Source organism: Streptomyces buecherae (assembly GCF_014295035.1).
Classification (GTDB): domain Bacteria; phylum Actinomycetota; class Actinomycetes; order Streptomycetales; family Streptomycetaceae; genus Streptomyces; species Streptomyces youssoufiensis.
In genome coordinates this window covers 1,887,387-1,899,517 of sequence record NZ_CP060404.1, presented here as the reverse complement: position 1 = coordinate 1,899,517, position 12,131 = coordinate 1,887,387, and the positions used below count along the sequence as shown (strand labels likewise).

Annotated in this window: 5 protein-coding genes; 1 reads left to right on the top strand and 4 read right to left on the bottom strand. The window is 70.9% G+C overall.

Features of this window, described 5'->3' with window-relative positions; genetic code table 11:
• Nucleotides 1-208 precede the first annotated feature (208 nt).
• Nucleotides 209-1,519, top strand: a complete 1,311-nt coding sequence (locus tag H7H31_RS06875) for a class I SAM-dependent RNA methyltransferase (protein WP_187063994.1) — start codon at nucleotides 209-211, stop codon at nucleotides 1,517-1,519.
• 143 nt (nucleotides 1,520-1,662) lie between these two features.
• Here the strand turns inward: H7H31_RS06875 and H7H31_RS06870 are convergent, their stop codons facing one another.
• The 4 genes from H7H31_RS06870 to pglY form a co-directional block, all read right to left on the bottom strand.
• Nucleotides 1,663-3,819: a DEAD/DEAH box helicase gene (locus H7H31_RS06870; protein WP_187063993.1), complete on the bottom strand. Its 2,157-nt coding sequence runs from the start codon at nucleotides 3,817-3,819 to the stop codon at nucleotides 1,663-1,665.
• Between the two features lie 68 nt (nucleotides 3,820-3,887).
• Nucleotides 3,888-5,237, bottom strand: a complete 1,350-nt coding sequence (gene brxD / locus H7H31_RS06865) for a BREX system ATP-binding protein BrxD (RefSeq protein WP_187063992.1) — start codon at nucleotides 5,235-5,237, stop codon at nucleotides 3,888-3,890.
• Between the two features lie 70 nt (nucleotides 5,238-5,307).
• A complete protein-coding gene (pglZ, locus tag H7H31_RS06860) occupies nucleotides 5,308-8,220 on the bottom strand; it encodes a BREX-2 system phosphatase PglZ (RefSeq protein WP_187063991.1) in 2,913 nt (970 codons plus the stop codon).
• Entirely contained in the window at nucleotides 8,220-12,113 is a 3,894-nt protein-coding gene (gene pglY / locus H7H31_RS06855; protein WP_187063990.1) for a BREX-2 system ATPase PglY, read from the bottom strand. Before pglY ends, pglZ begins: the two co-directional genes overlap by 1 nt.
• Nucleotides 12,114-12,131 lie beyond the last annotated feature (18 nt).

Genomic DNA, 12,131 nt, shown 5'->3' with positions numbered 1-12,131 from the left:
TCGCCCACAGCCCGCCCACTCCACGCACCCCCACCCCGCCCGACCGCGAGCCCGACCCACCCCGTATTCCTCTTCCGTCAGGAGCCCGTCCGCCGTGACACACCGCACGAACCGTACGCACCGGCCGAGCGCGAGCCACGCGCGGCAGCGAGCCGCCGGCGCCGACACCGGGCACGGGGCCACCGCGGGCGCCGGCGAGCCCGCCTCGCTGGTCGGCGAGCGCTACGAGGTGGAGATCGGCCCCGTCGCGCACGGCGGGCACTGCGTCGCCCGGACCACCCTGCCCGGCGAGGAGCGGCCCCGGGTGCTGTTCGTCCGCCACACCCTGCCGGGGGAGCGGGTCGTGGCGCAGGTCACCGAGGGCGACGCGGACTCCCGCTTCCTGCGGGCCGACGCCGTCGAGGTGCTGGAGCCCTCGCCGGACCGGGTGCCCGCGCCCTGCCCGTTCTCCGGCCCCGGCGCCTGCGGCGGCTGCGACTGGCAACACGTGGCATCCGGCGCGCAGCGCCGCCTCAAGGTCGAGGTGATCACCGAACAGCTCGCCAGGCTGGCCGGCCTCACCCCGCAGGAGGCTGGCTGGAACGGCACGGTCGAGCCGGCCCCCGGCGACAAGCTGCCCAAGGGCGAGGTGCCCGCGTGGCGCACCCGGGTGCAGTACGCGGTGGACCAGGACGGCTACGCCGGCCTGCGCCGCCACCGCTCGCACGAGGTCCAGCGCATCGACCACTGCCTGATCGCGGCGCCCGGCGTCAGCGAACTGGGCATCGAGTCCCGCGAGTGGCCCGGCGTGGCTGGCGTGCAGGCCATCGCCGCCACCGGCTCATCGGACCGACAGGTCCTGGTGGAGCCGGAGCCGGGCGAGCGGCTGCCGATCGTGGAACTGGACAAGCCGGTGTCGGTGCTGCGGATCGACGAGCACGACGGCGGGGTTCACCGCGTCCACGGCCGCGGCTTCGTCCGCGAACGCGCCGACGGCCGCACCTACCGCGTCGGCTCCGGCGGCTTCTGGCAGGTCCACCCGAAGGCCCCCGACGTGCTGGTCGAGGCCGTGATGCAGGGCCTGACCCCGCGCAAGGGCGAGATGGCGCTCGACCTGTACTGCGGCGTCGGCCTCTTCGCCGGCGCCATCGCCGAACGGGTCGGCGAACGCGGCGCCGTGCTCGGCATCGAGTCGGGCAAGCGCGCGGTCGAGGACGCCCGCCACAACCTGCGCGACCTGGAGCGGGTCCGCGTCGAACACGGCAAGGTCGAGACCGTGCTGCCGCGCACCGGCATCACGGAGGTCGACATCATCGTCCTCGACCCACCCCGCGCCGGCGCCGGCCAACAGACGGTGACCCACCTCGCCTCCCTGTCCCCCCGCCGTATCGCCTACGTCGCCTGCGACCCGGCCGCCCTCGCCCGCGACCTCGCCTACTTCAAGGCCACGGGCTACCAGCCGCGGTTCCTGCGGGCGTTTGACCTGTTTCCGATGACGCAGCATGTGGAGTGTGTGGCGATTTTGGAGCCGGTGAAGTAGGGGGGGGGCTGGCCTGCGGTTTTGCGGGTGCGCGTAATGGCCGGTGTGGGCGTTACGGGCGGTATCTTGACGCCGAAATGACGCCCTGGTCCCTCCCTACGCCGCTGTCCCGGCCTCGTCTGGGGCGGCCACCTGCTCAGCCATCAAGCACTCCATTCGACCCGTACGGGCTCCTGGGCTGCGGCGAGGGCGCCGTCGAAGTCGGCGAGACGTTCGGCGAGGGTTGCGGTGGCGATCCGGGGCGGAAGGGCTACTGAGAACTTCAGGCCGCGTACGGCGCGAGAGTCGACCGTGGGAAGCGTGAGGGAGTCGGGGAGTTCGGCACGGGCGGCTTTCCAGTCCGTGAGGGAGAGGTCCTGGCGCAGCCGGACGTGGGTGTCGGTGGGGCGCTGCACGGGGTCGGCGAGGTTGCCGAGGGAGGCGGCGAGGGTGGCGTTGGCGCGGTAGCCGGCCCACGTCCACCAGCGCGTGGCATCCGCGTCGCGGACCAGCAGGGTGCCCGCCGGGTGTACTTCGTGGGGTGCGCGGTCCATGCGCAGCTCGGCGAGGGTCGCCGTGGCGCGGCGAGTGAGTTTGACGTCCGGGTCGGTGTCGAGCAGGACTTCGCGCATGGCGCGCGTGAGCGCGTACGACAGGCCGCGGGCCTCGCTGCCCTGCCATTTGGCGACGCCGCCGTCCGCGACCGGTTCGACGAAGGCGCGGCGCCGTGCCCAGTCGATGAAGGTGACCTGCCAGCTGCGGCCGGCCAGGAGTAGCCGCCGTGGCCCCTGACGCTCCTCGGTGAGGACGGACGGATCCGTGGTGCCGATCTCCGTACGGCCGGCGAGCACGGTGAACTCGGGGGGCGCGGTGAACGAGGCGGTCAGCTCCATGAAGTGCCGTCGGCCGAAGTGCTTTTCGGCCTCGGGGCCGACGAACAGCATCCCGCCGTCGCTGTCTAGGAAACCCTCGGAGATTAGGTGCGACAGGAGCGGAGAGGCGGAGCAGTCGAAGGGGGCGAGGCCGTTCCATTGCTCGGGCCACAGCCGGTCGCCGATGCGGTGTTCCTGCAGGGTGACGGCAAGGAGCTGCTGGGCGACGAGGTGGCGAGGCGAAGGAGGCGGGGTGACAGGTTCCACCCAGCCGCGGGCCCACAGGGAGAGCAGTCCTGCGGCTTGGAGCAGCGTGTCGGGGCGGGTGGCGAGAAAGAGGCAGTTGCGGGACGTGCCGGCTCGGCGCCCGGTGCGGCCGATGCGCTGCAGGAAGGAGGCCACGCTGCTGGGGGAGTCGATCTGGATGACGCGGTCGAGGTCGCCGACGTCGATGCCGAGCTCCAGGGTGGAGGTGGAGACGATGACGCAGTCGCGGGCCTCTGCGAACGCCTGCTCGGAGCGGGCGCGTTCGTCGGTGGAGAGGGAGGCGTGAGAGAGGAACACGGTGACGTCGCGGGCGCGGAGTGCGGCGCCGAGTTCTTCCACCTGTTTGCGGGAGTCGCAGAAGACAAGACGCTTCTCGCCCCGGTGTAGAGCGGAGATCACCTTTGCCGCGTTGGCGAGGGAGCCGACGTAGTCGAGTTCCACCTCCCCTGCGGGGCGCGGGACGTCGGTGGTGCTTGCGGCGTCCGCGCTGGCGGGCAGGGTGACGCCGGGGGCGATGACTCTGCCGGGCCGGTCGGCGGGGCTTGCGCCCTGGAGCCAGGTGAGGAGCGTGTCGGGGTTGCCGACGGTGGCGGAGAGGCCGACGCGCTGGATGCGACGGCCGGTCAGCCGCTCCAGGCGTTCCAGTACGGCGAGCAGGTGCCAGCCGCGGTCGTCCCCTGCGAAGGCGTGCACCTCGTCGACGACGACAGCCCGTACGCCTCCCAGCATGCGGGCGTGGTCGGTCTTGACGCTGATCAGCATCGCTTCGAGCGACTCAGGGGTGGTGAGCAGGAAGTCGGGGGACTCGGTGCGGATACGGCGACGTACGGACTCTCCGGTGTCGCCATGCCACAGGGCGGCTCGGCGGCCCAGCCACTGGGCGTAGCTGTCGACCCGGTGCACCAGGTTGTTCAGGAGCGCCTTGAGCGGGGCGAGGTAGAGCACCGAGATGCCGGTCCACCGGTTCTCCCGCATGGCGGAGAGCAGGGGGAAGGTGGCGGCCTCGGTTTTCCCACCGGCGGTCGGCGCGAGCAGGATGGCGTCTTCGCCGTCCATCAGCGGGCCTACGGCGGCCTTCTGCAGAGGCCGCAGATCGGGCCAGCCGAGTGTGTTGACGACGTGGTGCAGGACCACCGGGTCGAGGCGGTCCACCGGGTCGGTGCCGCGCGGCTGGTCCTGCACGTCGGTGACTCCTGTGCTGGTCGTCGGAGTTCGGGACTACGGGGGTTGGAGCTCCGGCCGATCGATCCTCAGAGATCCAGGTCGAGATCGTCAGCCGAGGCGGCCGGCGCGGGTGCGGCGAAGTTCCGTTCAGTTGCGGTGAGATCACCGGTGCCCACGGTCAACTTGTAGTGCGTACGCGGATCGAAATCGTCGAACTGGTCGATCCGGTCGAGTACGTCTCCGACCAGTTTCTTCAGGTACAGCCGCGGTGCGACTCCGACCTTCCCACCAAGGGCCCCGCCCACCGCGCGCGCCAGGTCGGTGAGGTACGCGTCATCGGCGAGCTGCTTGATGCGATCGGGAGACTGGGAGCCTTCGGCGTAAAGGTCACGGATGGTGGAGCCGAGTCCGACCAGCGATTCCTCGGTGAATCCCGGCAAGCGGATCTGGACGGCACGGGGGTTGTCGAAGCGCGGGTCGGTGGTGAAGTCCGTGGCGAGACGCTGGGCGAGCGGGGCGAGACGCTGCACGCCCTGCTGGCCGTCGTAGAAGGCGGGGGTGCCGGTGATGACCAGGTACAGGCCGGGAAAACGGCCGGAGTGGACCTCGTCGATGAGCTGGCGCAGGGCGTTGAGTGCCTTGTCGCGGGCGTCGGAGCGGACCCGTTGCAGTGTTTCCACCTCGTCCAGGACGAGGATGAGCCCCGCGTGTCCGGCATCCCGCAGCACGGTGAGCAGGCCCTGGAGGAATCCGAAGGCACCGAAGTGGTCCAGGTCGCCTCGGACGCCCGCGCTGCGCCGGGCGGCTGCGGCGACGTGCGGCTGCCCGCCGAGCCACGACATCACCGCGGCTGCGGTGGCCTCGTCGCCGGCGTCCAGAGACTGCTTGTACCCGCGCAGGGCGGTGGCGAAGGCGGGTGCGTGCCGGGACACCTCGGCCAGGCGCGCGGTGAGCAGCCGGTCGACCGCCTGTGCCAGTTCGTTCTCGCTGGCGCCATCGTCGAGGGCGTCCTCCTCCAGGGCGTAGAACCAGGCGTCAGCCACCGGGCGCAGGGCGCTGGGCGGGAAGCTCGCGGTACTCAGCCGTTCGGTGAGGCGCCGGTAGACGGTCTCGAGCTTGTGCAGGGGTGTCTCGGTCTCCGACACCTGCACCTCGGACACGGCGAATGTGTGCCGCTTGGCGCGTTCGCCGAGCCACCGGGTGAAGAAGGTCTTACCGGAGCCGTATTCACCACGTACGGCCTTGAACACCGAGCCGCCGGCAGCGACCGTGTCGAGTTCCTCGTCGATGGCCTGCTCGAACCGGCCGAGTCCGGTGGCAAGCAGGTCGAGACCGCTCTCGGGGACGGCGCCGCGCCGCAGCGCGTCCACCACGGCACGGCGGCGTACGGCCCCGACGGGGGCGGCGCCGGAGGCTGAAGATCCAAACCCGTTCACCGGAACAGTCTCCCATCCAGGCGTACACGTCCCCGCCGGTTGGAAGACAGGCAGGGGCGGTGGTGCCGGCTCACAGGCCGAACTGCTCGATCAACTGGGCCCGGTGCAGGCGCAGCGTGCGGTTGTCCGGGAGAATCTCCAGGATCTGGGCTCCGTCGTAGTTGAGAAGCTGGGCGAGTGTCGCAGCGAAGCCGGGGGCGCGGGTGGCCGGCTGGCCAGCGCGCTCGGCGAGGGCGGTCATCGACAGGGTGCCTGCCTCGACGAGTGCGGTCAGCGCCCTCGGGAGGATCGTCTTGTCCCGCGGCGGTCGGGCGAGCAGGCCCAGCTGCGCCTGGTACAGCTCGGTTGCCAGGAGCCGCTCCACCAGTGCGGTGGCGGGGTCTGCCGCCGAAGCGGGCGCGGCCGCCGATGCATCCGCCAGATCGACTGTCGCCTGGTGCGCGGGTTCGGCGGGTGCCTGCGGTACCGGGGGGGCCACCTCCTCTTCACCGAAGAGACCGATGACGCCCTCGGGTACAGGCGCGGACTTCTTCGGCTGCTTGCCCTGCGGGCGTGCTGCGGCGGCGTCGTGGGTGGGAGCACCTTCCGCCGCCACTTCGACTGCGGCCTCGGTGCTCTCCTCCCACCACACGGGCGCTGGGTCGCCCAGCTCGCGCCATCCCGCGGGTGGCTCGGCGCCGAACGGCAGCAGGGCGAGCAGCGGGATGGTGAACTCGGCGAGTGTCGCGCCGCCGTGATAGCCCGCCTTCAGCGCGGTGTACCGGGCGTCGTGGTCGCGCAGCGCGACGATCCGCGCCCCCGGTTCCGGCCAGACCACCCGGGGTCCGAACAGCTCGATCTCGTCCGCTGTGACAAGCCCGCCAGGGATGCGATGACGTGCCGAGCCGACGGTGCCGCCGGCCGCATCGAGCTTGCGGCCGCGTCGTTCCACGACATGACCGTGGTCCGACGTGATGAGCACGGTCATGTCGTTCGCACGGGCGGCGCGCAGCAGCGGTTCCAGGCCGCCGATCTCCTTCGCGGTCCAGGCGCCGTCGCCGAGCTTCTGCTCCTTGCCGAGTCGGTCGTCCACGGTGTTGAGGACGACCGCGACGTGGGAGCGCTCGTCGGACAGCGCCTCGCTGAGAGCGGTGGAGAAGGGCGAGCCTGTATCGGGGCCGCGCAGGTCGTCCTTGTGGAATACGGCAGCCGGGGCCCCGTTCCAGCAGGGATGGAGAGGGAAGAGCCGCTTCTCGTCGTTCTGGTCGCCCTTCATCAGGGTGCCCGCGAACAGCGAGGTACGGGAGATGGCGGTCAGAGTGGGCAGCGCGGCAGCAACCGCTCGTCGGACCGGTTGGCCCGTCGCGTCGGTGAGGGGGTCGAACTCGGCCCACTGGCCCCGCAGTTCTTCGCCGAGTTCGGCGGCGATCGCCGCGCTCATGCCGTCGATGAGGAGCAGCAGAACTCGTCGGCCTGGGCTCTGGGCGACAGGCGTGACGATGCGGTTGAGGAAGCTCTCCACGGTGAGCATGGAGCGGGGATCGGTGCCGTCCGCAGTCCACACCGCGAGCCGCTCGGAAAACGCCCGGTCCAGCTCCCTGCGCCGCTCACGCACCTGATTGCCGATTCGGCTGTATGCATCGGCGAGTGCGGTGTCGGTGTCGCCGCCCGCTTCGAGGTGCTCCAAGGCCCGGTCTGCCCAGCCGAGTTCGCGGACCTGGTAGGCGGTTCCGTCGGCGACCGAGGCGATGGTAGCGGGCCGGGTCTTGAGCCACCGCTGCAGCCGTGCGGCCATGCGTACGCGCTCGATCCTGGCCTGCGCGGCGCCGTCCGCGGCGAGTGCGTGCTCGGTCAGTGCGGTGATCGAGGCTGTGACCTTCTCTTCGTCGCCGCCGGACAGTGCGTGGCCCGCAGCCGTGAAACGCGCGTCGAGTCCGGCTTCGAGCAGCGGGCTGGCCGAAGCGGCTGCTCGCGCCCCGAACTGCGCGACGAGTTGCGCGGCCCGCGTCAGGACGGGGTCTGCGAGCCGGTGGGCTCCCCGGTCGACCAGGCCCCGGACGTACGCCTCGCCGCTCTGCCCGAACGAGGTCAGGAGTCTGTCGAGATCGTCACCCTGGGCAGGCGGCGTCTCGCCGAGCCACCGCTCGGCGCGCCCGCGCGCCCGGTACAGGTCATGGTCGGCTTCCGCGTGCCCCCACAGCGCAGCGCACACCACCGCGTACGCCGCTGCGTCCGCCCCGTGTTCGGCGTTCACCAGGGCGGTGACGATCCGGCCGGTGGAACCGCCCTGTTCGGGTTCGGAGAGGAAGCGGGCTAGACCGGCCCGCTCCGGGCCGCGCAGGCCACGCAGAAGGTCCGGCCCGCCGGGGGTGAGAGTCCACTGGAACAGTGCGACGGGATCGATGCGGTCCCCGTCGTCGTGTGCGGCCGGCCCTCCCAGCGGGTCCGTGTCGTGGCGCCCGAGCCGCAGGCGCCGACGGGCCAGCCGGGTGAGGGCCTCGTCGCGGGAGAGCAGGCCCCGACCCAGGGAGGGCCAGCCTCGGGTTGCCGCAGCGTCGAGGAGTGCTTCGGCCGCCCACTTCTCGCCGCGCAGCCGCCCGTCGATGCCGCGCGCGTCGAACGCCTCCCGCACGACCTCCCAGTTGTCGACGGACCGAATCCTGCCGCCGTAGACGCGAGCGAGCAGCCCGGGGTCGAGGTCGGTGTCCTCACGGTCGGTGAGGACCACCAGGACCTTGGGTTCCACGGGCTCCGCCGCGTCGAGGTGGCCCAGGATCTGCTCGTGCACGGCGAGCACGGAGGGAGCCACGGCCACGCGCGCCCGCAGCCCGCCTGCCGTCCGCTGTACGGCGGGCGCGTCCCATGAGGGAGCGGCCCGCAGCAGCAGAACGCGGGCCGTGCCGTCGCCGAGCCGACTACGGGAGGCGACGTACTGGCGGACGGTTCCTGCGGACAGCCGGGCGGGGCCGACGGTCGCGGGGGTCGCGGTGACCGTGTCAGGCATCAGTCGATGACCTTCCAGACGACCTGGACGGTGGCGTTCGGGTTCTCGGCTGCGAGCGCCGCGATTTCCGCCTGCAGTTCAGCGGCGGCTCGGGCGGCGGTGGTACGCCCGCCGCCGGAACGGGCCGCGGGCCGCGATGGGGATGGAGTACGAGGCTCCGGCTCCGGCAGTACCTGCGGGTGTGCGGAGCCGTCTCTCAGGTCCACGTCGTCCGAGCTCGGCGACGGAGCGACGGGCGGTTGGGAACGCTCGGCAGTGGTCTGTCGGGCCCTGAGCAGGGACAGCACCTCCCGGCCACCGGCATTGAGCACTCCGGGCAGGTCGGGGTAGTCCCCCGGATCGCCAGCGGCGGCATCCCGCACCCGTTCCAGGACGGCCGCGCCGTCCACGCCGAGGGTGTCGGCCAGGCCCAGCTGGTCCCAGCTGGTGTTCTGCAGCGCGGCGGCGACCTTGCCAGCGCTCTTCAGGGACATCCCGTACCGGTGCGCGGTGAAGTCGCCGAGGTCGAAGCGAGCGAGCCGGTCCACGACGGCCTTGGCCTCAAGGCCGGCTTCCGTCACTTCCTTGACCAGTTCCTGCGCCCGCCGGGCCAGGACGAGCCGGGGCGAGTCGTCGTCGAGGCGGAGGAAGGCGCGGTGCTTCTCCAGTTCCCCGACGAGCCGTCCTGCGTCCTGGGCGAGCACGCTGGCAGCGTGCTTGATCTGCCCGGCGAACTGGTTGACGATCCGCCCGCGCCGCAGTTGCGGCGCCCGGTCCCCGAGCACGGTCTCGAACCGCTTGCGCGCCTCGTCCCAGTCGCTCTCGCTGGGCAGCTGCTGCTCCCGCAGGGCGTAGTCCCGCTTGAGCTCGTGCGGTGCGGGCGCGGGTTCGACGGGGGTACCGCCGCGCACCCACACTCGGTCGGTCATCTCCGCGTAGGCGGCGGCGAGCAGCCTACGCAGCGGCTCGGGCAGACCGCGCGGTACGGGAAGGTCACTCCAATCGGAGAGCTTGACCAGAGTCGGTTCGGCGATACCGTCCCGCCGGGCCTGGCTGCTGAAGTGGTCGGGCCAGGCGGTGGACTGCCGGTAGTACGCCTCCCGCATGGCGCCGAGCCCGAGTCCCCCCGCGACCCGGGCCATGACCTTGCGGTCCTTGGCTTCGACCTCGACCTGCCCATCACGGTTCTCGGCGGCCTTGCGTACGTACTCGAAGACGGTCCTGATCTCGGCGGGCTTCACGGGCCTGCCCGCGCCCTCGGGGTCCAGATCGGGGTGCGCGGGGTACTGCTGGGCGAGCAGCTTGCCGACCAGGTCGCGGGCGGCGGAATCCAGCGGCGCGCCGAGCGGCGGCCTCAGATCGGGTACGTCCTGCTGGGCGACCAGATGGTTGTCGAAGCTGAGGTCGACCACTCCTTCCTGCTTCTGCGCGAGCCCGTACGCCTGCCGCAGGGCCTGGTTGACCCGCTCGGTGAGGACGACGAGTTGCGACTGGAGCATGCCCTTGGCGCGCTCCTTGTCGTCCGCGTTCAGACTCCTCGCGTACTCGGCATCGAAGCGGGCCTCGTCCGCGAGGGCCTTGTCGATGACGACGAGACGCTCGAAGTCGGCGCGGGAGGCATCCGTCAGATGCGTGGGAAGCCAGGTCAGGGTGCGCGAGTCACCGCCCGGCTTCTCCCGCAGCGAGCGCAGCCGCTGCAAGTCGTCCATCGGCCCGAATTCGCCCTCGTCGTACGGAAAGTCGACGACGAGGCGCCAGGCGTCGTCCTGGCTGGGGCGCAGCGTGGTCTCGGGCAGGGAGTCGGGATCGGCGACGTTCCCGAAGACCACCTCGACCTGCCGCTCGGTTCCCTTCCACACCAGGCCGAGCACGTCGTACGCGTCGAAGCCGCCGGGCCCGTCGCTGACGCCGAGCGCGTCCTTGAGGAGGGCGCGCATCTTGGTACGGCGGTTGCCCTGGTTGTTGTGGACCTGAGCGTTGGCGAGGACGGCGTCGAGGTCGACGCCGGTGAGCTCCAGGCGCACCACCGCGCCCGGCCCGTTACCGGTGACCTTTATCTCCGGGAAGTTGACCGCCCATTCCTTGGCCTTGTGCTCAAGGCGGCCGACCTCGGTACCCGCGATACGGGTGGTGATGGAACCGTGGTTGAGGGCGTGCAGCCGCGCGAGCGTGAGGTCGGCGAGAGCGGGGACACTCGGCGCCAGCGCGGACAGCAGCAGCGTCTGCAGCAGCCGACTGTCACCGGTGAAGTCACGGCAGCGGGCAGTGAGCTGAGGATCGTTGAGGGTCTCGGGATGGCGGCGGTACGCCTCGACCTGGTCCTCGGTGACCTGGTTGGCCTTCAGCAGGTACGGGCGCAGCTTGTCCCGGTACAGCTTTTCGGCGGCCTCGAAGTGGACACTGGTCTCTCCGCTGAACGCCTTGTCACCGCCCCCGGCGATCGCCGGGTACAGATCACCGAGGGGCACGAGCTGCCCGAGCCGCCAGTCGTCGCGGTGATCGACGAGTAGCTGGCTCATCAGCTTCAGGCCGGTGCGGGACCGCTGCAACGCGGCCGAGATATGCACCAGGGTGTCCATGAACGCCGGCGGGAACGGATACGTCCGCCGGAACGCGGTCTCGTCCGCCCCGGTGGTCGACTTGTCGTGACCGAGCAGAGTGTCCCACACATCCGGGCCGAGCTTCTTCGCCTCGGCGAACGCGGCCTCCACCTTCGCCTCCGCCTCCGGGGATGCGGGCTTGAGCAGGCGTGCCTGGGCGATCTGCGGCAGGTTCCGATCCTCGAGCACCACTTTGTCGAAGCGGCCACCACTGAACTTCAGGGTGTCCTGCACGGCGGCCTCGGCGGCTCCCGACATCTCCTCGCCGACCAGCTCACGCAGATCGCGCTGGCGGGCGATGAACGACACCACCGGGATGGCGCGCCGCTCGTCGGCACCTTCCACGAAGTTCGTGATCTTGTCGGCTTCGCGGGAGACGAACTTCTGGTCGTGGATACGCGATGCCAGCCACAGGATCAGTTCGTCCATGAACAGGACGAGCCCGTCATAGCCCAGCTCCTTGGCGTGCGCGGCGATGATGCCGAGCCCCTTGTCCAGGGAGACGAACCCGTCGGCGTCCTCGGAGGCGTTCCGGGCGAAGGAGGGGAACAGAGTCTGGGTGAGATCCTGCACCAGCCGAGCCCGCAACTCCTGTGGCGTGGAGGGGCTCTCCAGGTCGAGGCTCTTGGTGTTGTCGTGCTCCTCCTGTGCGGCGACCGCCGCATCGAACAGCTCGGTCGTCCAGGCGAAGGAGTCACCCCACTCGTCCTCCTGGCCGCCTCCGGCATCGGCGAGTTGTTCGATGATCCGCTCGTCGCCGTTCCGCCGGCGCTGCTCGGCGAAGTCCTCGAAGAGCCCGTCGGTCAGATAGACCTGCGGCAGCGGGCAGCCGGGGTGCAGCTTGCGCACGTGCTCCACGTACTTGCCGAGCACGCGCTGCTCCAGGGACTTGGAGCCCAGCATGTGGTACGGCACCAGCAGGAACTTGCGGTCGTCGGCGTCCAGCCAGGCGTGCCGGGCCCGTACGGGGTCCAGGTCCGCGCGGGCCCGCGCGACCTGGTTTCGCGACAGCAGCGCGTACAGCACCGCCATGAAGTGCGACTTACCGGAACCGAACGAACCATGGAGATAGGCGGCCTTGGAGGAGTGGCTGTCGAGTGCCGACTTGATCAGGTCGAGAGCCTCGTCGAAGTTGCCGAGCAACCGGTCAGTAACGACGTAGTTCTTCAGCGCCGCCTCGGCCCCCTCGGGGGTGACCGCCTCGTTCAGCTTCAGCACGAAGTCGGAAGTCGACACCGACTCCGGGATGTCGATCAACTCGCGCAGCAGCGGCCGGTCCTCGGGACGAGAGTTGTTCCTGCTCATGAACGCCATGGTGGGTCTGCTTCTCCT

Excerpts from the sequence above, each read along its gene's own strand:
- pglY (WP_187063990.1), bottom strand. The coding sequence starts at position 12,113 with ATGGCGTTCATGAGCAGGAACAACTCTCGTCCCGAGGACCGGCCGCTG.
- pglZ (WP_187063991.1), bottom strand. The coding sequence starts at position 8,220 with ATGCCTGACACGGTCACCGCGACCCCCGCGACCGTCGGCCCCGCCCGG.